The sequence below is a fragment of the Desulfolutivibrio sulfodismutans DSM 3696 genome, assembly GCF_013376455.1.
Lineage (GTDB): Bacteria > Desulfobacterota > Desulfovibrionia > Desulfovibrionales > Desulfovibrionaceae > Desulfolutivibrio > Desulfolutivibrio sulfodismutans.
The window spans coordinates 641979-662540 of the sequence record NZ_CP045504.1; the positions used below are offsets into that span (position 1 = coordinate 641979).

Here is a 20562-nt window from a genome sequence, read left to right on the forward strand (position 1 = left end):
CCGTTTGTTTATTGGCCCGGCACCGTGCTGTCGAACAGCACCATCTTGCTTTTGACGGCGGGCAGCATGCCGAGCTTGCCGCTAAACGCCCCCAGGGCGTCCGTCGTGCCTTCCACGATCATGGCGATGACGCTTAAGCTCTTTTGCCGGTACGGCACGCCGATGCGGCCGATGACCAGTTCCCCGTATTCGCTGATGAGCCGGTTGACGGCTTCGGCGGCCTCTGAGCGGTTTTTCACGGCCAAGGCCAGGATGCCCATGCGGGTTTCAGCTTCCGCAGAATGGCGGCCCGGGGTGTCAGCGTCGTCGTGCATGGTGCGCCTCCTGTGCGAGTTCCGGCTACAGGGTCATGTCCAGCCAGGGGATGCGGTACACCCGGTCGGCCAGGCAGCCCTTTTGGCGAACGGCCCCGTTTCTCTCCAAAACGGAGGCGGTCAGTTCCACGGCCCGGCGCAGCCCGCGGCGAACGGCCCTGGACAGGCCCGCCCCGCAGCCATCGAACGCGGGGTCGGGATCGACCAGAACGATGCGCAGTTCCCGGGGCAGCCGATATGCCGTCTCAATGATCCCGAGCATCTCGGCCAGGGCCACGCGGCGGGAGGGCAGGCGATGGTCCAGGGCGGCCAGGGTGCGAAAGCGCCCCAGGTCGAGGGAATGCACTTCCCCCGGGCGCCCGCTGACCACGTCGGCCTGGACGATCACCGCCGCGTCCGCCCCGTACAGGCAGGTCATGAGGTTGCGGTAATCTCCGGTGATGTATTCGAGACTGACGTCAGGTCCGAATCCGGCCTGTTCCAGTGCCTCCAGGGCACAGAGCCCGACACCGTGGTCGCCGCGAAACAGGTTGCCGAATCCCACCACGGCATAGCGGCGTCCGGTCGTCTCCACCGGGAACGGTGAGGGCGTCGGTTCAGGAGAAAATGACGGTTGCGCCGTCGCCAAGTGGGTACGCATCGCGCCTCGCATAGTCGCCCTGGCGTTGGTCGGTTTCACCGACGCGTGCCGGGAGCGCCTTGGGCCATCCCTGTCCACCTCGCCCGGCCTGGCAGGGAAAACGGCCGGGCGGGTCGGCAGGGAGGGTGACAATAAACAACGAAACTTCATCTTGGGCAGACACAAAATCAAAAATCATGTTACGTCGGCAACAGATATCCCCAACGGGCAAAAGATGCAATCGGTTTCGTGAAAAAAGGCGCATCGTTCAGGAGGCTTGCCTCAGACGGCTTCCCCCTTCCCCAGGGCCGACACTGTCCCCCTCCGGAGGGAGGGGAGAGGGCATGCGGCGAGGAGTTCATGCCGCCCGAGCGGTCCATGTCTTTCGTGTGCACCGGTGATTGCCCAGCGGTCCCACGGGCTGATTGAAAACCCAGGCGCGCTGTCCTTCGGCTCTCCATACGGCAGCCCTGGGGAGCATTTCCGGAAGCCGCGACTTCCCGTCCATGATTTGTGGATTATTCACCCTGGTCGCCATAAATTCTGGAAAGACCCAAGAGGCTTGCCCGGAGCGGCTCCCCCGGGTTTGCCTGGTCGTCGGTTCCATAAAAAATGGATTACGTCTTCTTGCGAACCGGGCGTGGATATGGGGCATGCCGCTGCTGATTTCAGGCAACAACCCGTCACAACAGACTATTTTTGAACAGCGTAAGACACGCCTGGCCTGATTTGCCTCGAAAAATCGGTCTGGCACGGCGGTTGCTTTAAGAGAGTCATCCGCAAGGGAAAAAATTTTAAAATTCGATAAAAGGAGAACGGCCATGTTGAACAAGATCATGAACTTCGTGCGTGATGAGGAAGGGGCTTCGGCAGTGGAATACGGACTTCTGGCTTCGCTGATCGCCGCCGTCATCGTGCTCGCCGTGACCACTCTGGGCACCACGCTTCGCGGCACCTTCGAGGAAATCAACACCGGCATCGGCGGCTAATAACGCCAGACCCGGGCGGGCCACACGGCCCGCACAAGACAGATGACAACGCCCCGGTTTTTCGAAACCGGGGCGTTTCGCCGTTGCGGACCCAAAAGACTGTCAATGGGAATCGTCTGCGCACCCTGCGGGCGCTCGATTGGCCTGTCCGACAGACTGGGGACAAAATTCGGAGGGAAAACGACGTGATCCGAAAAAAAAAGCGGGACAAGCCGTTAGCCTGTCCCGCCGGGTCAATCTTGGTAGCGAGGGAGGGACTTGAACCCCCGACACTGCGGATATGAGCCGCATGCTCTAACCACCTGAGCTACCTCGCCGCGAAAGCTCCCGCACGCGGGAGACGGGCTTAATACACATTCGTCCGGCCTTTGGCAAGACGGAAGCCGGATCGAATTGCAAAAGGCCCCATGATGGTCGCTTCCGCCCCTTGAGGCGCGAAACCGGCTTGCAATCCCCGCCCGAGTCGGCCACATTTCCCACCGGCCGCATCCGGCCGCAACCCCAACCCAGGCGGCAGCCCATGACCATTCCGTACAATTCCCTGCGCGTCCGCGTCCGCGTGGCCCATATCGTGGACAATTATAAGGCCCTGTGCCGTCCCGGCGGCGAAACCATCCCGGTCATCAAGGCCGACGCCTACGGGCATGGCCTCATCCCCGTGGCCCGTGCCCTGTCTGCCGCCGGGGCCGCCACCTTCGCCGTGGGCACGGTGGAGGAGGCCGTGGCCCTGCGCGCCTCGGGCATCCCCGGGCGCATCGTGTCCCTTCTGGGGCCCATCGACGCCGACCAGTGCCAGGCCCTCTGGGCCTACGACATCATTCCCTTTGTCCACCACCCCGACCAGTTGCACCTGCTGGCCGGGGTCGCTCGGCACATGGACTCCTCGCTCGGCGTGGCGCTGAAATGCGACACGGGCATGCGGCGTCTGGGCTTCACCCGCAAGGAAGCCGCCGAGGCCGCCCGGATCATCACCGCCGCACCCGGCCTGCACGTGGCCATGCTCAGTTCCCATCTGGCCACGGCCGACGACCCCGAGGACGTGGACTATGTGGCGGCCCAGATTCAGGAGTTCACCGCCATCCGCGACACGCTGCGCAAGGCCGGGTTGACCTTCCAAAGCAACCTGGCCAATTCCGCCGCCATCCTGGCCCACCCCGAGGCCCATTTCGACTCCTGCCGGGCAGGCATCGCCCTCTATGGCGGCAATCCCTTTCACGGCACCCCTCTGGCCCATCTGGGGCAGGGCCTCAAACCCGCCATGGACGTGGCCACCCGCATCGTCTCCGTCCACGACCTGGCCCCGGGCCAATCCATCAGCTACGGCCGCACCTTCACCGCGCCCGACTCCATGCGCGTGGCCGTGGTAGCCGCCGGATATGCCGACGCCTACAGCCGCAGCCTCTCCAATACCGGCTTCATGCTGCTTGGCGACACCCGGGCGCCCATCTGTGGCCGGGTCTGCATGCAGCTCACCGCCGTGGATGTCTCCGAAATCCCCTCCGCCAAACCCGGCGACGAGATCCTGCTGCTCGGCGGCCAGGGCGATGAGGCCATCACCCCCGACGACCTGGCCGAATGGTGGGGCACCATCTCCTACGAACCCCTGTGCCTGCTCGGCTTAAACCCCCGCGAATACATCGACTAGTCGCAGTGGGGAGGCGGGGGGCGCTGCCCCCCGCACCCCCCGCCAGGGGGGTAACCCCCCTGGACCCCGTAACGTGCGGCCCCCTGGGCGACGCGATGCGTCGCCCAGGGGGCCGCAACGTTTCGATTCCATGGGCTTCGGCCTTGGCCGGGCGGCCTCGGCACGAGTGAAGCATTGCCTCGCAACCCATGGCTTTCCGTCAGCCGGCTGTCCCGGCGCGACGCGCCGGAACAACCGGCTGACGAGGCCAGGGGGTTCCGGGGGAAATGATTTCCCCCGGGCGGGGTCCGGGGCGGCAGCCCCGGTTACTGGTTAGTTTTGGGCTTTGATGCGGGCGATGATGCCGGTGGTGGAGATGTCGGGCAGAAGGGGCAGGCTTTGGACGCGTCCGCCCCGGGCCAGGACCACGTCTTTGCCCACGATGGCGTCGGGTTGCCAGTCGCCGCCTTTGACCAGGATATCGGGCTCAATGGCGGTGATAAGGGAAAGGGGGGTGTCGTCTTCGAAGGGGATGACAAAGTCGGTGGACGCCAGGCTGGCCAGGACGAAGGCCCGCTGGTCGAGCGGGGTGACCGGCCGCGTGGGGCCTTTGAGGCGGGTCACGGAGGCGTCGGAATTGACGCCGACGACCAGGATGTCGCCGAGGAGTCTGGCCCGGGCCAGGAGGTCGGCGTGTCCGGCGTGGAGCAGATCGAAGCAGCCGTTGGTGAAGACCACGGTTTTCTGGTCGCGCCCGGCGGACAAAAGGACAAGGAGCCGGGGCAGGGCGACAATTTTGGGATGCGCCGGGACGGGAGGCATCAGGCGCGGCGGGCCAGGGTTGGGGACGAACCGAAAAGCAGAAGTTCCAGCCAGTCCAGGCCGAATTCCAGGCAGGCCTCTTCGTCGGCCAGGATGGGTTCCTGGCGCGAGGCATCCATCTCCAGGTGGTCGAACAGCTTCATGCGCACGATGAAATCCTGGAAGGCGTCGGGGGTATATTGGGCCAGAAAGACCATGTTGGCCTGTTTGGAATGCAGCCGGACGCCATGGTCTCGGGCCAGGGCCATGAGCCGCATGTAGCGGTCATTATAACGGTAGTAGTCGGCCAGTCCCTGGTCTGCGAGCCAGGTGTCCGACCGCCACGGGGTGGTTTCCTCGAAACCGCGGCAGTGGGGTTCGCGCACGACGAAATACTGTTCCGCCACCTGCCCGGCGTCGTCCAGGCGGGTGGCCCGGCCCAGGGGGTAGGTCCGGCAGGCCCCGGGACGGTTCGCATAGACCTGGCAGCCGGATTCGGCCACGAAGGGGCAGGGCTTGCGGGGTTTGTCCGTGAGCATGTTCAGGGACAGCATGGGGAATCCGGTGTCGGGGCTTAAGGAAAGGCGCGCGTAGAGCCTGGCGAATTCGTTTCCGCCGAGGCGCAGGCTGCGGCGCAGGCGCAGGGCGTCGTAGGGCGTGAGCATGAGGTTTAAGTCGCCGCAGCAGGCATTGAAGCAGGGCACGGAAGGGTTGCAGGCGAACTGGAAGGCTTCTCCCGGACGCAGTTCGGGCAGGGAATCGAGAAATGCCTGCGTATCGTCACGGTCCTGCGGCTGGTGTGTGGTATCGGTGTGCATGATCGTCTCCGGGGGCGTAATTACGCTGTTGCGGAGTCTGTGGCAACCGTCTGCCGTCGGCCGGGAAGGGCTCTCTCCGGGGCGTGCTTCCTGGATCAGGGGCATGGGGCGCGGGCTTGACAGGCCATGAAAAAAGGGTGAACTTTCGGGCTCCTGGAAAGCTGCGACCAACGTTGATCGTCGCGGCTTTCCAAAAGACATGGAGCGCCCATGGATGAAGTGGTTGTCTTGCGTTTATCCAACCATCTGCCAGAACTGGACAGGTTGGCGGAGGCCGTAGAGGCTTTCGGGGAGCGTCACCGTTTTCCCCGCAAGATGGTCTATCAAATCCGCCTGGTTCTGGATGAACTCTTGACCAACGTGATTTCCTATGGTTTTTCCGACGATAGGAATCACGAGATCGAGGTGGAAATCCGTCTCGCCGATTCGCGTCTTCTGTTTCGTATCGAGGATGACGCCACGCCCTTTGATCCTTTGCGGGCCGACACGCCCGATCTGACGTCCACGGTAGAGGACCGGGCCATCGGGGGGCTTGGCATCCATCTGGTGCGCAAGCTCATGGACTCCGTGCGCTATGAGCACCGAGGCGGGAAGAACCGGCTTTTTCTCGAAAAAATCATCTCTTGATCGTAAAAGGGGTTCCAACATGGAATTGGTGGAAAAACGCGATAGCGACGTGACGGTTTTAATCCTCAACGGTCGCCTGGACAGCAATACCTCCAAGATTCTGGAGGACAAGGTCATGGACATTCTGCGCCAGGGCAACAAGAAAGTGCTCATGGACTTCCAGGATGTCGATTACATCAACAGCACCGGCCTTCGGGTTCTGCTTCTGGCCTTGCAGCAGTTGAAAAAGAACCAGGGAAAGCTGATCCTGTGCTGCATCAAGGACTACATGAAGGAAGTGTTCGAGATCTCCGGATATACGGAAATCTTTCCCATTTTTGCGACCCAGGACGACGCCGTCAAGGGTTTTGCCTGATTTAACGGGAAGCGGTGGTCTCGGACACGGTTGCCTTCCCCTGCGAGACGGATGACCTCCGCCTGGCAAGGAGATGATTATGAGACGATGGATTTTTTGTTTGCTGCTTTTGGCGTTTCCGGGATGGGCTTTGGCGGCCGATTCCGCCCCCATGGAACTGGCCGGTCTGCGCCTTGGCGGCGACATCTCCCAGTACGCCCAATTTGTCGACGCGGATTCGGCCTCGAAAGGTTTTTTTCGGCCGCATCTGGAGATGGTGTCCTTAAAGGACCGGGAAGGGCTGCGCAGCGCCTACGCGGACTACGGAACCTGCCAGAACAAGGGCCGCATCGTGCGCATCAAGGTCAACTACTCCGACGGCTCGCTGACCTTTTTTGAAAAGCTTCTGGCTGAGCTCAAAAAACGCTACGGCAAGCCCGAGGATTGGCGGGGCAATCCCTTCGGCACCCTGCGGGCCTGGAAGTGGAGCATTGCCTCAGGCAACGACCGCATCAGCATGGTGCTCATGTATTATGCCGGCGACGACGGCGAATACACCGAAGGCAACTCCCTGCGCATCACCTCCCGCAATATGGTGGATGAGGAAGACCGGTGCTATGCCGCCAAAAAAGATGGCGGCGAATCGGCCACGGAGTTGCGCAAACCCGCCGACGTGTCCGAGCTGGATTGGCTGTTGCCCAAGTAGGTGGGTGTGAACCGCCCCCCCGGCGCTGCGGCGTCATCCGCTCTGCTGCATCATCGGTATCAGGAAAAAAAGGCCGTCTTGGCGGGCCTGTTGCAGCGACTGGCCGAGCTTTCCGGCCGGATCTCCTGGCCGGATGCGGCCGAGGCCCGGCAGACGGCCGCCAGCCTCCTGGCCAGCCTTGGCGAACCGTTTCTCTTTGTGGTGGTGGGCGAGGTCAAGACCGGAAAAAGCAGCCTGGTCAACGCCCTTTTGGGTGAAGACCTGTGCGAGGTGGCCCCGGACCCCTGCACCGACCGCATCCGCATGATTCTTCACGGCGAGACCGCCTCGGATGTCGCGGTCGATCCGTACCTGTCGCATGTCCGCGTCCCCCATGAAATCCTGCGCGAAATCGCCGTGGTGGACACCCCGGGCGTGGACAGCATCATCGACCGCCACCAGGAAATCACCGAACGGTTCATCCCCAAAAGCGATCTGGTGCTGTTCGTCTTTTCGGCCATCAATCCCTATTCCCGTTCGGCCTGGGATTTTTTCTCCCTGGTGCGTCAGGAATGGCGCCGGAAGGTGATCTTCGTCCTCAATCAGGCCGATCTGGCCACAGCGGAACAACTGCGGGTCAACGAGGCCTCAGTCAGACGACTGGCCGAAGAGCGCGGCGTGGCCGATCCCGTGCTGTTCGCCGTCTCGGCCACCCGGGCCGCAACCGACCCCGAGGGCAGCGGCATCGAGGCCGTGCGCCGCTACATCCGGGACATGGTCACCGGTGGCGGGCACTACGCCCAAAAGCTCCTTTCCCTGTGCGACGCCGCCTCGCGGCTGATCGAGCGGCTCTCCCGGGCCCTGGCCGCCCGCCGCGAGGACATCGCCCGGGACGCGGCCCAGGCCGCAGACATCAAGGAGCGCATGGCCCAGGCCCAAACCGCCGCCGGGCGCGAGGCGGCCAGCCTGGTGGCCCGGGTGACGGCGGTCTATGCCCGGCTGTCCCGGGATTTTGCCGACGCCTTCGAGGCCGAATTGACCTTCGGCAATATGATCGGCCGTTCCCTGCGCGGCATGTTTCGGCGCGGGGGCGGCATCGACGCGAGGGTCGCCGAACTGACCGCGAATTTCGCCGAAAAGCTCACCCGCGAGGTGGAGGACGTCACCCGCCAGGGCGCGGCCCACGTCTCCGAAAGCATCCTGGACCGGGTGCGGCCGCTTTTGGACGAACTGGAGGGCCGGGACAGGTTCGGACGCAGGGGGGCAGGCGCGAGCGCACTGTCCGAGGAGCGCGAGACCGTGGCCCGCGAGGTGCGGCTTCGGGTGGAGGCCCTGCTCGGGGCGGAAGGGGGATTCGCGGGGGTTTCGCCCACGGAGTTTTCCGGCCTGGATCCCAAGGCGGCCATGGGCGGCGTCCTTATGGTGGTGGGCACGCTGTTCGCCGTTTCGGTCAAAAGCGTGGTGGTGGACGTGACCGGGGGACTGGTGGCGGCTTCGGGCATGGTGCTGGCCGGAGGGACCCTGCTCTGGAAGCGGCCGCGCATCATGCGGGTGTTTCGCAAGAACCTGGCCGAGGCCGGAGAGCGGCTGGAGGCGGAGCTTTCGGAACGGCTGACGGCCAGGATGGAGCATCTTTTCGCCGAGCTCTTCGCCCGCTTCGATCCGTTTTTTACGGGAATCGCCGAACGGGAACGGGTTGCCGGGGAGCTTGGCCGGGAGACGGACGCCCTGGCCGGTGACTGCGACGCGTTCGCCCGGGATGTGGGCCCTTCCGCCTGACGATCACTACGGCAAAGCGGCTTCCTCCTGACGGTAGATGCCGGGGCAGCCGGTCACGTCAGGGTGTCTTTTTTCCCTTTTTTCGGATGGCGGCCGCATCCTCCCCCGGACATGCCTCCCTGGCGAACGCCAGAAGGCGTTGGGCGGCCATGTTGTCGCGTCCCGCCGGAAGGGCCGCCGCCAGATCCACCCTGGGAAGTTCCCCCTCGATCTCCGTAAAGACGACGCCCGCCCGCCGCCAAACCCGAACCGAGGCCGGGAGCAGGGCCACGCCGAGGCCGCTGGCGACCAGGGACAGGGTGGTGAATTTCGAGGCCGCCTCCTGCGCCGCCACGGGAGTCGCGCCGACCGTGGCGAATGCGGCGGCCATGGCCATGTCCAGGGCCGGAACCTGGCCGCGCGGCGGCAGGATCATGGGGACGCCGTCCAGGCGTTTCAGAGGAACACGGGGCAGGGCGGCCAGGGGATGGCCCGATGGAACGGCCAGGATGTAGGACTCGCGGTGAAGGACAAAGAGATTCACCCCTGGAATGTCCTGGCCCGCATGGCGCAAAAAGCCGATGTCCAGGCGACCCATGCGGATGGCCTCGGCCTGGGCCCGGGTGGTCATTTCCCGCAAATCCAGTTCCACGTCCGGGGCGTCGCTGCGAAACCGGGCCAGGGCGGCGGCCAAAAAGGCGTCCATGGCCGGATTGACGAACCCCGCAACCAGTCGGCCGACCGTTCCCCCGGCCACGCGCCGGGCCGTCTCCCCGGTTGTTTCGGCCTGGGCCAGAAGCGATGCGGCCTCGCGGCGAAAGGCCTCGCCAGCCGGGGTCAGGACCACCGAACGGCTGGTGCGGGCGAAAAGCAGCACCCCCAGTTCCCGCTCCAGGGCCTTGATCCGCTGGCTCAGGGGAGGCTGGGCCATGTGCAGCCGTGCCGCCGCCCGCCCAAAATGCAATTCCTCGGCCACAGCCAGAAAATACCGACAGTCCCGCAGTTCCATCGATCAATATTATTCACATCTTAATCATGATGTAAATTGATATTTTACATATCAATACGGAGTGCCTAGGCTGTCTGGAAACAGGCAGGGATCACGCCGGGTACGCCAGCCTGGTTCCGGAGACGGCCCCGATCCCGGCCACCCCAACAGGAGGAATCTTCATGAACGAACGCTACGCGCGCGGCTTTGCCGCCCTGGCCGCCCTGGCCCCGGAAAAGGCCCAGGCCGTGCAGGACGCCCTGGCCGAGATCGCCCCGGACATGGGGCGGTTCATCGTGGAATTCGGCTACGGCGAGATCTTCACCCGTCCCGGCCTGGATGCCGTCTCCCGCCAGACCGCCACCATCGCTGCCCTGACCGCCCTGGGCAACGCCGCGCCGCAACTGCGGTTTCACATCGAGGCCGGGCTGGCGGCGGGACTGTCCCCCCAGGCGGTCATCGACATCATCTATGTCGCCACGGTGTTCGCCGGTTTCCCGGCCGGACTAAACGCCATCGCCATGGCCCGCGAGGTGTTCGCGGAAAAAGGCGTCACGCCGTCGCACGAGGCCCGGGAGTCCGGGACCGGGGAACGACGGGAACGCGGTCTGGCGGCCCTGGCCGTGACCAGCAAAAACGCCGGGCAGCAGGTGCTCGACTCCCTGGCCGACATCGCCCCGGATTTCGCCGGTTTCATCCTGGATTTTTCCTACGGCGACGTCATCTCGCGCGACGTCCTGACCCCCGGCCAAAAGGAAATCGCCATGATCGCGGCGGCCACGGCCCGGGGAACCATGGAGCCCCAACTCAAGGTGCACGTCAAGGCGGCCCGGGCCGTGGGCTTAAGCAGGGAGCAGATCGTGGAGGTCATCATCCAAATGGCCGTCTATGCCGGTTTTCCGGCGGCCATCAACGGGCTCTTCGCAGCCCGGGCGGCCTTGCGGGAAATGGGGGAATAGGGCGGGGCGGCCCGCCGCGGGGGCGCGACCAGGAAGCCCCCGGAAATACGGCCAAACCGGCGGTGCAGGGGGAGACGACGGGGATGCGGGCCGGGAAGACGGATCAGAAACCCTGGCAGGAATGCGTCGCAGGCGGTTTCGGGAAAAGGGCGGCCTCAGAGTTCAACGATTCCCAGGGCGGCCAGCTTGGTCACAAGCTCGGTTTTCGCCACCGGCTTGATCAGATAGGCTGAGACGCCGTCCTCGAAAAGGGCGGTCATGGTGTTGTCCTCGTCGTCCATGGACGTGACCATGATGGCCTTGGCCCGATTCTCCGGGGCGATACCGGCCTGCTTTTCCAGAGCGTGGATCTTTTCCAGGGTCTCGTGGCCGTCCGGGCCGGGCATGACGATATCCATGAAGATGACGTCGTAGGGTCGCCCGGAATTCAGGGATTTGGCCACGGCCTCCACCGCCAACGCGCCGTTGCCGCAGATGTCGCAGATCCCGTAGTGTTTGAGATGGGCCATGAGCACCATGCGGCTGGCTTCGTCATCGTCGACAATGAGAAAATGCATGGAACGACTCCTTGATAAAGGACATATTATTCCTTTTTTAGCGCAATGCCTTGATGACCACAAGGGTCAGATCGTCTTCGGGGCGGCCGGGACTGACGAAGGCCATGACCGCAGCCACCACCGCATCCACGACCTCCTGGGCCGTCCGGCTGGCGTTGGCGCGCAGAATATCCTTGAACCGCTCCTTGCCGAACATCTCCCCGGCCGGATTCATGGCCTCCCAAATGCCGTCGGTGCCGAGAACCAGAAGCTGCCCGGCGGTGATCCCGGCGTGGCTGTTGTCCCCGTATTCCCAGCTCTCCTCCACCCCCAGGGGGATTCCGGCCCCCATAAGCTCATCGAAATCGTCCTTGCCCGGATCATAGATCAGGGCCGGGTCGTGACCGGCCCGAACCCAGGTAAGCATCCCGGTGGCCAGGTTGATGCTTAAAAAAAACAGGGTGATGAACCGGCCGGAGAGCTGGGTGTCCCGGCACAAAAGGCGGTTGACCATGGTGATGCACCGGGCCGGATCGGGGTCTTCGTCGGCGCGGGCGTGCAGAAGCGCCCGCCCCGTGGCCATGAACAGGGCCGCCGAGATGCCGTGGCCGGTGACGTCGCCCAGAACCACGTCGCAGGTGTCGCCGCGTTCCCGGGAAAAGGATAAAAAATCGTAGTAGTCGCCGCCGGTTTCGTCGCAGAACTGGCATACGGCGGCGATGTCCATGCCCGGGATGACGGGGGGGCGTTCGGGCAGCAGGTTGCGCTGCACCTCCATGGCCAGGGCCATGTCATTTTTGAGCTTGACCCGCTCCAGCAGTTTGGGGGCCATGGCGTTGAAGGCCTTGGCCAGATCCCCCAGTTCGTCATGGCTTTTCACCTCGGCCCGGGCCGAGAGGTCGCCCTCGGCAATCTTGCCGGCGGCCCTGGCCAGACGGGCGATGGGCCGGGTGACGGCCAGGGAGGCGACGGCGGCCGCCGCCACCAGAAGCAGATTGATGACCAGGGCGAAGACGCTGGTGTCGCGCAGCATCCGCTTGGTGCGCTCCATGACGCTGTCCTCGGCGTGGCGGGAGGAGGCCACGATGACCTCGCTGGGCACGATGACCGCCAGGGTCAGGCCGTCTTCAATGACCGGCTTGAAGGCCCACACGCTCGGCACGCCCCGGTAGGGCATCTCCACGATGCCCTGGCGGCCGTCTTTGATGTCCTGGCGCATGGCCGCCACGGCCGCCGGCTCTTCCTTCTCCAGACGCTCCAAGGCCAGGGGGGTTTTCCAGTCCGTGTCGTGTTCCATATAGTCCCGCATAGCCACGATGACCATGGCGTCGGGATCCCCGTCCGCCTCCGTGGCCGGACGCAGCAGCATGGAGCGCACAGCCGGGGTCCAGCGCCGGGACAGGTCGCTTTCCAGGAGCAGGGTGTCCAAGGGGAAGTCCACCCCCGTGACCCCGATGATGGCCCCGGACGGCCCGTGGATGGGCATGGACAGGGTGGCGATGGCCTGATGGGTGTTGGCGTCCACCATGATGTTCCACACCGGCCGACCCTGGGCCTTGGCCTGGGTGTACCACTCCCGGCGTCTGGGATCGTAGTCCGGGGGATAGCCGCCGTGGCCGGGGTAGGCGCAGTGCAGGCCGTTGTCCAGGCTCACGTAGCTCCAGAGCATGAGATCATCGTGGCGCAGGTAGATGATGCGGAAAACGGGCAAAAGCCGGGTGAGGGCCTGGGCGTCCTTGAGGGCGGCGGGCATGTCGGCGTCGGGGGACAGGCGGAAAACGAGATGGTCGATGGAGATGGCGATGTCGGATTTTGCCGTGTGCGCCGCACTGGAGTCGGAAAGCACGCGCGGCGGCTCGAGAACGCCGATGCGCGGGTCGCGACGGTCGTAGTCGGTGTCGAAAAAAATCGGTTCGATGTGCCTAGGGCGTTCGGCCAGGAGTCGCTCGGCCTCCCGGGCCTGAAGGGTCAGGGCCAGCTCCAGGACATCGCGGGTGTCGTTGACGGCCTCGGCGAACAGGTTGACGGTCTGGCTCAGTTCGCGGTTGGCGGTGTCGCGCATGACCTCGGCCGCGCTTGCGGCCAACTCGGTCCCCAGGGCGCGGGTCTCGCGAATGGAGTACCAGCGCACCAGAAAAATCGGTGGAAGAACAAGAATAAGCAAAAAGATGAGTAACTTCCAACGAATGCGCATGGGTACTCCGAATCGGGGATGACGGGACGGACAAGACCCCTGAAGGCCAAGTGTGGCCAAAAAATGGCGGCAACACAAGGGGGAAAGCTCTGAAAACAGGGAAAAAAGGATAACTTCCTTGACATGCCGGATCAAAGGCAATAACGACACTCCTTCACCTTGCTCTTCCCCGTCCGGGAAGGGCCATGCCCACAAGGAGAAGACAGATGCGGAAGTACGAAACGTTGTTGCTTTTCAGTCCCGAGCTGACCTCGGACAACCTCCAGGAGATCCTGGACACCTTAAAAGGCATCATTGAGCGCGAGGGCGGCGTCACCGAAACCCTCGACGACTGGGGTATGCGCGATCTGGCCTACATGGTGCGCAAACAGGTTCGCGGCCATTACATCCGCCTGGAATACAGCCTGCCTCCGGCAGGCGTGGCGGAACTGGAACGCATCGTGCGCATCACCGACGGCATCCTGAAGTTCGTCACCGTCAAGCTGGCCGACAAGATCGCGGCATAACCGGGGGATATTCCTATGGCTTTTAAGAAAAAGTTTACGCCCAAAAAAAAGTTCTGCCGTTTTTGCGCCAACAAGAATCTGCCGCTGGACTACAAGCGCGCGGATATCCTGAAGGATTTCATTACCGACCGGGGCAAGATCATCGCCCGGCGGATCACCGGCACCTGCGCCAAGTGCCAGCGCCGGTTGACCACGGAGATCAAGCGCGCCCGGCAGATGGCTCTTTTGTACTACACCGCCACGCACAGCACCGAATTTCGCAAGAAAATGTAAGGTGAGGGGGACGACATGCAACTGATTCTTCGCGCCGACGTGGAGAACCTTGGCCACCTCGGAGAGGTGGTCACGGTCAAACCCGGCTACGGCAGAAACTATCTCGTGCCCCAGGGCCTGGCCATGGCCGCCACCCAGGCCAACCTCAAGGTCTTCGAGCAGGAGCGCAAAAAGCTTCAGGCCAGAATGGACTCGACCCGGGCCGCCGCCCAGGAAGTGGCCGACAAACTGGCTGCCCTGTCCTTGCGCATCGAGGTCCGGGTGGGCGAAAACGACAAGCTCTACGGATCCGTCACCACGGCCCAGATCGCCGACCTTATGGCCGCGTCCGGGGTTGAGGTGGACCGCAAGAAAATTGTCCTGGACGAGCCCATCAGGGCGCTTGGCGACTACGAAGTGGAGGTGAAGCTCCACGCCGACGTACGCGGCAAGGTTTCCCTGGCCGTGGTGCGTCCGGGCGGACAGGAAGAACCGAAGGCCCCGGAAGTGGCCGAAGATAGTGGAACCCCAGCGGAAGAAGCCGCGAGCTAAGGCCGCCGGGCGTCCGGACGGCCAATCGGTGACCGGGAAAACCCTTGATCGGGTTTCCTCGGACCTTTTGCGCAGACTCCCCCCCCAGAACCTTGATGCCGAAAAGGCTGTTCTGGGGGGGTTTTGCTCAAAAACTCCGTCCTTTTCTCCCTTATCGACCTCGTTGGCGAGGACGATTTCTATTCCCCGGTCCACAAGACCATCTTTCGCGCCTTTCTCGACCTTTCCCGCAAAAACTCGGCCATCGACATGCTCACCCTGGCCGACGAGCTGTCCAAGGCCGGGAGCCTGGAAGAGGTGGGCGGCCCCCTGTATCTGGCCGAACTGGCCCAGTCCACCGTGGGGGCGGCCAACGCCCTGCACCACGCCCGCATCGTGCGGGAAAAATCCGTCCAGCGCAGGCTCATCGGCGCGGCCACGGACATCATCACCCGTTGCTTCGAGGCCACCGAGGATGTCAACCAGCTTTTGGACGAGTCCGAACAGGCCATTTTCTCCATCGCCGACGCCAAGACCGTCAAGGGGGTCAAGTCCAGCAAGGAACTTGTGGCCGCCGTGTTCGAGCAGATCGAACAGCGCATGGAAAACAAGGAATTGGTCACCGGCGTGCCCACCGGTTACTATCAATTCGACGAATACACCGCCGGGCTGCAACCCTCGGATCTGATCATCGTGGCCGGACGCCCCAGCATGGGCAAGACCGCCTTCGCCTTAAACGTGGCCATGCGCTCGGCGGCCATGCATGGCGTGCCCACGGCCATCTTTTCCCTGGAAATGTCCATGGAGCAGCTCATGCAGCGCATGCTGTGCTCCTGGGCCAAGGTGGACCTAAGCCGCCTGCGCCGGGGCCGCCTGGACGACGGCGACTGGTCCCGGCTCTACGAGGCGGCCAACAACCTGTCCCCGGCCCCCATCTTCATCGACGACACCGCCGCCCTGACCACCATGGAGATGCGCGCCCGCTGCCGCCGCTTAAAGGCCGAACACGGCCTGGGGCTCGTGGTCGTGGACTACCTCCAGCTCATGCGCGCCTCGCGGCACATCGATTCCCGCGAACAGGAAATTTCCGATATCTCCCGAAGCCTCAAGGCCCTGGCCAAGGAACTGCATCTGCCCGTGGTGGCCCTGTCCCAGCTCAACCGCAAGGTGGAGGAGCGTAGCGACAAGCGGCCCATGATGTCCGATCTGCGCGAATCCGGGGCCATCGAACAGGACGCCGACGTCATCATCTTCCTGTACCGGGCCGCTGCCTACAAGCGCAAAGAGGAGCTCACCCCCGAGGACAACGTGGCCGAGGTCATCATCGGCAAGCAGCGAAACGGCCCAACAGGCATGGTGAAACTGACCTTTTTCAAGGAATACACCGCGTTCGAGAACCTGTCGGACATCCCGCCGCCCTCGGAATACCATTCGTAAGGAGCCGACGGCGCCCGATGCCGGGCCGGTTGTCGTTTTTTCCCGCCCCCATGCGCCGCAGGCCACCTTTTTCTGGTTTTTCCCCGACGCCGGGATTATGAACTCCCGGAACGCGGCGGACGCCACAGTCTCACCGCCCGATCCGACACTACCATCCTGAAGGAGCGCCCGTGTTGTACGACGATGCCGAGAAATGGTCGCGTGAGGAGATTGAAAAGGCCCAGATCGAACGCCTGCGCCGCAGCCTGCAACAGGCCGCCGCCTCCCGGTTTTACGGCGCGCTTTTCCGTGAGCACGGGGTAAATCCCGACGCGGTACGCGGCCTGGACGACGTCCGCCGTCTGCCCTTCACCACCAAAAAAGACCTGCGCGAGGCCTATCCCGACGGCCTTTTGGCCATGCCGCATGCGGACATGGTGCGCATGCACGTCTCCTCCGGAACCACCGGCGCGCCCACGGTCATCTATCACACCAAAAACGACCTGGACTGGTGGGCCTCGCTCATGGCCAGGTGCATGCACATGGTGGGCATCCGCCCCACGGACGTCTTCCAGAACATGTCCGGCTACGGCCTTTTCACCGGAGGCCTGGGCATCCACTACGGGGCCGAGCGTCTGGGCTGCCTGACCATCCCGGCCGGGGCCGGCAACACCAAGCGCCAGATAAAGCTCATCACCGACTTCAACGTCACGGCCGTGCACATCATCCCGTCCTACGCCCTGCATCTGGCCAACGTGCTGCGCGACATGGGCGTGGACCCCGCGTCCCTGCCCATCAGGTTCGCCCTGGTGGGGGCCGAGCCCTACACCGAGGCGGCCCGTCGCCGCCTGGAAGAGATGTTCGACATGAAGGTCTACAACTCCTACGGCCTGTCGGAGATGAACGGCCCGGGCGTGGCCTTCGAGTGCACCGAGCAGCACGGCATGCACCTGTGGGAGGACGCCTACATCGCCGAGATCGTGGACCCCGAGACCGGGGAGCCTGTGCCCGAGGGCGAACTGGGAGAACTGGTCATGACCACGCTTGGGCGCGAGGGCATGCCGGTCATCCGTTACCGCACCCGCGACCTGACCCGCTTTCTGCCCGGCCCCTGTCCCTGCGGCCGGGTGCATCGGCGAATCGACCGCATCGCCGGGCGCTGCGACGACATGATCATCATCAAGGGCGTGAACATCTATCCCATGCAGGTGGAGGCCATCCTCATGGCCATGCCCGAGGTGGGCCAGAACTACCTGATCGAGCTTGACCGGGTGGGGGTCATGGACCAAATCACCATCAAGGTGGAGGTCAAGGAAGAGTTCTTCGTGGAGGACATGCGCGCCCTAACCGGCCTGCAAAAACGCATCACCTCCAGGCTTCGCGATGAAATCCTGGTCACCCCCAGGGTGGAGCTGGTGGAGGCCAAAAGCCTGCCCCAGGGCGAGGGCAAGGCCAAACGGGTCGTGGACAAGCGGGGAACCGATTCATGAGCTACGTCTGGGCTGCGCTGTATCTGTCCCTTCTGTTCGCCGTTCTCGGACTGCATATCCTGAGCCTCCCGGCCAACTGGGTTCTGCTTGGGCTGGTGGCCCTGTGGGGCTGGCTTGCCCCGGGGGCGCATTTCGGCTGGCAGTTCTACGCCCTGTTGATCGGGCTGGCCGTGGTGGGCGAGGCCATCGAATTTGTGGCCCAATATTATGGTTCCAAAAAATACGGGGCCACGGGCAAGGGAAACCTGGGCGGCATGCTCGGGGCCATCACCGGGGCGCTTTTGGGCGCGCCGTTTTTCTTCGGCCTGGGCGCGCTGGCCGGGGCCATTGCCGGGGCCTATTTCGGATGCTATTTCTTCGAACGCCATCAGGGCCGGGACCAGGCCGAGGCCAGGCACGCGGCCTGGGGCGCCATGTACGGCAAGGTGTTGGGCATGGCGGCCAAGATCGGCCTGGGCGGGGCCATGTGGGTGGCCGCAGTGCAAAAAATCTGGCCATAGGACACGAAAGGAAAAGGAAGCGATGCTTACAGGTGGTGATTTCCCCAAATATCGTGGGCGGATGGAATACGTCTGCCTGGGCTGCGGACAGCGTTACGACATCCGCGAACTGTATTACACCTGCCCCAAATGCAGCGGGGTTTTCGTGCTCGAAGACACCACCTTCGACTCCCTGGCGGAGTTTCCGCCAAGCTACTGGCAAAGCCTGTTCGACAAGCGGGCCGCCACCCGGACCACGGGGCTGCGCGGCATCTTCCGCTATCACGAGCTGACCGCGCCCGTGGTGGAGGAGCAGGACATCGTCTACCTGGGCGAGGGCCATACCCCCATGGTGGCCGCCAACGACGCCCTGCGCGAAAAGGTGGGCGTGCCCTTTTTCTATAAAAACGACGGCCAAAACCCCAGCGCCTCCTTCAAAGACCGGGGCATGGCCTGCGCCTTCAGCTATCTAAAGCACTTGGTCCGGGCCAACGACTGGGATTCGGTGCTGACCGTATGCGCCTCCACCGGCGACACCTCGGCCTCGGCCGCGCTCTACGCCGCCTACGTGGGCGGCCCCATCAAAAGCGCCGTGATCCTGCCCAAGGGCAAGGTCACCCCGCAGCAACTCGCCCAGCCGCTCGGCAGCGGAGCCACGGTTCTGGAAGTCCCCGGGGTCTTCGACGACTGCATGAAGGTCGTGGAATACCTAGCCGACAATTACCGCGTGGCGCTTCTCAATTCCAAAAACGCCTGGCGCATCCTGGGCCAGGAGTCCTACGCCTTCGAGATCGCCCAGTGGCGGGCCTACGACACCTACCGCACCTGCGTGTTCGTGCCCATCGGCAACGCCGGAAACATCACGGCCATCATGGGCGGCTTCCTCAAGCTCAAGCGCCTGGGGATCATCCCCTCCCTGCCGCGCATCTTCGGCGTCCAGTCCGAGCACGCCGACCCGGTCTACCGCTATTACAGTGTGGCCGAGGCCAAAAAACGCCGCTACGAACCCGTGGCCGTCACCCCCAGCGTGGCCCAGGCGGCCATGATCGGCAATCCCGTGTCCTTCCCGCGCGTCAAACACTTCGCCGAGCAGTACGAAAAGATCGGCGGCCCGGGCAGCTTCCAGGTCATCCGGGTCAGCGAACAGGACATCATCGAAGGCATGCTCCTGGCCAACCGGCACGGGCACATCAGCTGCACCCAGGGCGGCGAATGCCTGGCCGGGCTTCGCGCCGCCGTCACCCTCGGCCTCGTCGAGCCCTCGGAAGAATCCATCCTGGACGCAACGGCGCATCATCTGAAATTCATCGGCTTCCAGGACATGTACTATACCAATACCTTCCCCCCGGAATACGGCATCACGCCGCGCCCGGAGTTCGTCAACGCGCCGGAAACCGTCATCAGCGACGACGACAAGGCCAGCCTCTCACCCGCCGACTATACCGCCAAGGCCGCCCAGGCCGTGGTGACGCGCCTCGGCCTGACCGGCCGGGGATAGCGGGAACGGGGAGAGGGAAAGCCTCCGGCGGCCAGGGGGGAAACCTTTTAAAAAAGGTTTCCCCCCTGGACCCCCCTTCGAAAATTTTGTCGCGCTTCGCGTCCCCTGCGCGGGAGCAAGCACTTTCACCGAACTACCTGGATTCCCGGCCGGATCGTCCCGGCGCGGTGCGCCGGGACGATCCGGCCGGAACCGGGGGGTCCGGGGGGAATGATTCCCCCCGGGCGGGGAGGGGTTCGGGGAGGGGCCGCAGGCCTCTCCCCGACAACACGGGGTGATCATGGCCAAACGAAAAGAGCGGGTGGATCAATGGCTGGTGGAGCAGGGGGTGTGCGACTCCCGGGAGCGCGCCAAGCGGTTGGTCATGGCCGGGATGGTGTATGTGGTGGCCGGTGAGAAGCGGGAGAGGGTAGACAAGCCGGGACGCCAGTTCGGGGAGGATGTTGTTTTTGAGGTGAGCGGGGGGGAGCGATTTGTCGGCAGGGGCGGGTACAAGCTGCTGACGGCGATTGAGGCGTTCGGGATTGAGGTTGCGGGGAAGGTCGGGATGGATGCGGGGGCCTCGACGGGCGGCTTTACGGACTGCCTGTTGCAGCATGGCGCGGCGCGCGTCTATGCCGCGGATGTCGGCCATTCGCAGTTGCATGAGAAGCTGCGCGGCGATGCCCGGGTGGTGGTGCTGGAAGGGGTGAATCTGCGGCATGCCGGGCCGGATCTTTTGCCCGAGGCCGTGGACATTTTGGTGTTGGACGTGTCGTTCATCTCGCTGACGCTGGTGTTGCCGCCGTGTCTGGCGTTCGTGCGGCCGGGCGGCGAGGTGGTGGCGCTGGTCAAGCCCCAGTTCGAGCTGGGGCCGGAGCGCACGGACAAGGGCGTGGTGCGTCGCGAGGAGGATCAGGCCGAGGCTGTGGCCAGGGTCACGGATTTCGCCCGGCAGGAATGCGGCCTGGAACTGGTGGGCGTGACGCCGTCGAAGATCAAAGGCCCCAAGGGCAACCAGGAATATCTGGCCTATTTCAAGAAATCTCTCGAAACGGCTTGACACGTCTCACGCATGTCGCAAGACATGCTTCACGTATTCTCCAAAAAATCGTTATCGTCTCCGCCGCGCGGCGCTCGCTCAAGGCGTTGCCCATCATCCGTC

Annotated in this window: 21 protein-coding genes, 1 tRNA gene and 1 pseudogene; 15 read left to right on the forward strand and 8 right to left on the reverse strand. The window is 64.0% G+C overall.

Going from position 1 to position 20562, the window contains the following annotated elements:
* Positions 1–8: 8 nt before the first annotated feature.
* A complete protein-coding gene (locus tag GD606_RS03110; RefSeq protein ID WP_163301324.1) occupies positions 9–314 on the reverse strand; it encodes a TM1266 family iron-only hydrogenase system putative regulator in 306 nt (101 codons plus the stop codon).
* 25 nt (positions 315–339) lie between these two features.
* Positions 340–888: a hydrogenase maturation protease gene (locus GD606_RS03115; protein WP_163301325.1), complete on the reverse strand. Its 549-nt coding sequence runs from the start codon at positions 886–888 to the stop codon at positions 340–342.
* Positions 889–1754: 866 nt separating this feature from the next.
* On the opposite strand from GD606_RS03115, the gene GD606_RS03120 reads away from it, so the two are divergent.
* Positions 1755–1922, forward strand: a complete 168-nt coding sequence (locus GD606_RS03120; RefSeq protein ID WP_163301326.1) for a Flp family type IVb pilin — start codon at positions 1755–1757, stop codon at positions 1920–1922.
* A gap of 240 nt (positions 1923–2162) precedes the next feature.
* Here the strand turns inward: GD606_RS03120 and GD606_RS03125 are convergent.
* Positions 2163–2239 (reverse strand) — tRNA-Met (locus GD606_RS03125).
* Between the two features lie 203 nt (positions 2240–2442).
* Here GD606_RS03125 and alr point away from each other — a divergent pair.
* Entirely contained in the window at positions 2443–3567 is a 1125-nt protein-coding gene (alr, locus tag GD606_RS03130) for an alanine racemase (RefSeq protein WP_163301327.1), read from the forward strand.
* A 312-nt stretch (positions 3568–3879) separates the two neighbouring features.
* Here the strand turns inward: alr and rfaE2 are convergent, their stop codons facing one another.
* Both rfaE2 and GD606_RS03140 read right to left on the reverse strand, forming a co-directional pair.
* Positions 3880–4368, reverse strand: coding sequence for a D-glycero-beta-D-manno-heptose 1-phosphate adenylyltransferase (gene rfaE2, locus GD606_RS03135; protein WP_163303890.1), 489 nt, complete (start codon positions 4366–4368; stop codon positions 3880–3882).
* Complete coding sequence (locus tag GD606_RS03140) at positions 4368–5165, reverse strand: YkgJ family cysteine cluster protein (protein WP_163303889.1); 798 nt, start codon at positions 5163–5165, stop codon at positions 4368–4370. Before GD606_RS03140 ends, rfaE2 begins: the two co-directional genes overlap by 1 nt.
* A gap of 210 nt (positions 5166–5375) precedes the next feature.
* Between GD606_RS03140 and GD606_RS03145 the strand changes: the two genes are divergently transcribed.
* The 4 genes from GD606_RS03145 (at position 5376) to GD606_RS03160 (ending at position 8590) form a co-directional block, all read left to right on the forward strand.
* A complete protein-coding gene (locus GD606_RS03145; protein ID WP_163303888.1) occupies positions 5376–5792 on the forward strand; it encodes an ATP-binding protein in 417 nt (138 codons plus the stop codon).
* Between the two features lie 19 nt (positions 5793–5811).
* Positions 5812–6147 carry an STAS domain-containing protein gene (locus tag GD606_RS03150; protein ID WP_163303887.1) on the forward strand — a complete coding sequence of 112 codons (336 nt, stop codon included), beginning with the start codon at positions 5812–5814 and terminating at the stop codon, positions 6145–6147.
* Between the two features lie 79 nt (positions 6148–6226).
* Positions 6227–6832 carry a hypothetical protein gene (locus GD606_RS03155; RefSeq protein WP_246298946.1) on the forward strand — a complete coding sequence of 202 codons (606 nt, stop codon included), beginning with the start codon at positions 6227–6229 and terminating at the stop codon, positions 6830–6832.
* A gap of 6 nt (positions 6833–6838) precedes the next feature.
* Positions 6839–8590, forward strand: coding sequence for a dynamin family protein (locus GD606_RS03160; RefSeq protein ID WP_163303885.1), 1752 nt, complete (start codon positions 6839–6841; stop codon positions 8588–8590).
* A gap of 58 nt (positions 8591–8648) precedes the next feature.
* On the opposite strand, the gene GD606_RS03165 is transcribed toward GD606_RS03160, so the two are convergent.
* Entirely contained in the window at positions 8649–9578 is a 930-nt protein-coding gene (locus tag GD606_RS03165; protein ID WP_163303884.1) for a LysR substrate-binding domain-containing protein, read from the reverse strand.
* 161 nt (positions 9579–9739) lie between these two features.
* Between GD606_RS03165 and GD606_RS03170 the strand changes: the two genes are divergently transcribed.
* A complete protein-coding gene (locus GD606_RS03170) occupies positions 9740–10516 on the forward strand; it encodes a carboxymuconolactone decarboxylase family protein (protein WP_163303883.1) in 777 nt (258 codons plus the stop codon).
* Between the two features lie 155 nt (positions 10517–10671).
* On the opposite strand, the gene GD606_RS03175 is transcribed toward GD606_RS03170, so the two are convergent.
* Positions 10672–11073 carry a response regulator gene (locus tag GD606_RS03175; RefSeq protein ID WP_163303770.1) on the reverse strand — a complete coding sequence of 134 codons (402 nt, stop codon included), beginning with the start codon at positions 11071–11073 and terminating at the stop codon, positions 10672–10674.
* A 37-nt stretch (positions 11074–11110) separates the two neighbouring features.
* Positions 11111–13246, reverse strand: a complete 2136-nt coding sequence (locus GD606_RS03180; protein WP_163303769.1) for a SpoIIE family protein phosphatase — start codon at positions 13244–13246, stop codon at positions 11111–11113.
* 206 nt (positions 13247–13452) lie between these two features.
* On the opposite strand from GD606_RS03180, the gene rpsF reads away from it, so the two are divergent.
* The 8 genes and pseudogenes from rpsF to GD606_RS03220 all read left to right on the forward strand — a co-directional run bounded on the left by rpsF (position 13453) and on the right by GD606_RS03220 (position 20460).
* Complete coding sequence (rpsF, locus tag GD606_RS03185) at positions 13453–13752, forward strand: 30S ribosomal protein S6 (protein ID WP_163303768.1); 300 nt, start codon at positions 13453–13455, stop codon at positions 13750–13752.
* A gap of 15 nt (positions 13753–13767) precedes the next feature.
* The gene (gene rpsR / locus GD606_RS03190) at positions 13768–14025 is read left to right on the forward strand and encodes a 30S ribosomal protein S18 (RefSeq protein WP_163303767.1); all 258 of its coding nucleotides are present in this window, start codon (positions 13768–13770) and stop codon (positions 14023–14025) included.
* A 15-nt stretch (positions 14026–14040) separates the two neighbouring features.
* Entirely contained in the window at positions 14041–14556 is a 516-nt protein-coding gene (gene rplI, locus GD606_RS03195) for a 50S ribosomal protein L9 (protein ID WP_163303766.1), read from the forward strand.
* Positions 14525–15972: pseudogene (gene dnaB / locus GD606_RS03200) on the forward strand (replicative DNA helicase). Before rplI ends, dnaB begins: the two are co-directional and overlap by 32 nt.
* A 170-nt stretch (positions 15973–16142) precedes the next feature.
* Positions 16143–17441 carry a phenylacetate--CoA ligase family protein gene (locus GD606_RS03205; RefSeq protein WP_163303764.1) on the forward strand — a complete coding sequence of 433 codons (1299 nt, stop codon included), beginning with the start codon at positions 16143–16145 and terminating at the stop codon, positions 17439–17441.
* Positions 17438–17941: a DUF456 domain-containing protein gene (locus GD606_RS03210; RefSeq protein ID WP_163303763.1), complete on the forward strand. Its 504-nt coding sequence runs from the start codon at positions 17438–17440 to the stop codon at positions 17939–17941. Before GD606_RS03205 ends, GD606_RS03210 begins: the two co-directional genes overlap by 4 nt.
* 22 nt (positions 17942–17963) lie before the next feature.
* Positions 17964–19418, forward strand: a complete 1455-nt coding sequence (thrC, locus tag GD606_RS03215; RefSeq protein ID WP_163303762.1) for a threonine synthase — start codon at positions 17964–17966, stop codon at positions 19416–19418.
* 280 nt (positions 19419–19698) lie between these two features.
* Entirely contained in the window at positions 19699–20460 is a 762-nt protein-coding gene (locus tag GD606_RS03220) for a TlyA family RNA methyltransferase (RefSeq protein WP_163302011.1), read from the forward strand.
* Positions 20461–20562: the final 102 nt, after the last annotated feature.

Excerpts from the sequence above, each read along its gene's own strand:
- GD606_RS03110 (WP_163301324.1), bottom strand. The coding sequence starts at position 314 with ATGCACGACGACGCTGACACCCCGGGCCGCCATTCTGCGGAAGCTGAA.
- GD606_RS03120 (WP_163301326.1), top strand. The coding sequence starts at position 1,755 with ATGTTGAACAAGATCATGAACTTCGTGCGTGATGAGGAAGGGGCTTCG.
- alr (WP_163301327.1), top strand. The coding sequence starts at position 2,443 with ATGACCATTCCGTACAATTCCCTGCGCGTCCGCGTCCGCGTGGCCCAT.
- rfaE2 (WP_163303890.1), bottom strand. The coding sequence starts at position 4,368 with ATGCCTCCCGTCCCGGCGCATCCCAAAATTGTCGCCCTGCCCCGGCTC.
- GD606_RS03140 (WP_163303889.1), bottom strand. The coding sequence starts at position 5,165 with ATGCACACCGATACCACACACCAGCCGCAGGACCGTGACGATACGCAG.
- GD606_RS03145 (WP_163303888.1), top strand. The coding sequence starts at position 5,376 with ATGGATGAAGTGGTTGTCTTGCGTTTATCCAACCATCTGCCAGAACTG.
- GD606_RS03150 (WP_163303887.1), top strand. The coding sequence starts at position 5,812 with ATGGAATTGGTGGAAAAACGCGATAGCGACGTGACGGTTTTAATCCTC.
- GD606_RS03155 (WP_246298946.1), top strand. The coding sequence starts at position 6,227 with ATGAGACGATGGATTTTTTGTTTGCTGCTTTTGGCGTTTCCGGGATGG.
- GD606_RS03165 (WP_163303884.1), bottom strand. The coding sequence starts at position 9,578 with ATGGAACTGCGGGACTGTCGGTATTTTCTGGCTGTGGCCGAGGAATTG.
- GD606_RS03170 (WP_163303883.1), top strand. The coding sequence starts at position 9,740 with ATGAACGAACGCTACGCGCGCGGCTTTGCCGCCCTGGCCGCCCTGGCC.
- GD606_RS03175 (WP_163303770.1), bottom strand. The coding sequence starts at position 11,073 with ATGCATTTTCTCATTGTCGACGATGACGAAGCCAGCCGCATGGTGCTC.
- GD606_RS03180 (WP_163303769.1), bottom strand. The coding sequence starts at position 13,246 with ATGCGCATTCGTTGGAAGTTACTCATCTTTTTGCTTATTCTTGTTCTT.
- rpsF (WP_163303768.1), top strand. The coding sequence starts at position 13,453 with ATGCGGAAGTACGAAACGTTGTTGCTTTTCAGTCCCGAGCTGACCTCG.
- rpsR (WP_163303767.1), top strand. The coding sequence starts at position 13,768 with ATGGCTTTTAAGAAAAAGTTTACGCCCAAAAAAAAGTTCTGCCGTTTT.
- rplI (WP_163303766.1), top strand. The coding sequence starts at position 14,041 with ATGCAACTGATTCTTCGCGCCGACGTGGAGAACCTTGGCCACCTCGGA.
- GD606_RS03210 (WP_163303763.1), top strand. The coding sequence starts at position 17,438 with ATGAGCTACGTCTGGGCTGCGCTGTATCTGTCCCTTCTGTTCGCCGTT.
- thrC (WP_163303762.1), top strand. The coding sequence starts at position 17,964 with ATGCTTACAGGTGGTGATTTCCCCAAATATCGTGGGCGGATGGAATAC.
- GD606_RS03220 (WP_163302011.1), top strand. The coding sequence starts at position 19,699 with ATGGCCAAACGAAAAGAGCGGGTGGATCAATGGCTGGTGGAGCAGGGG.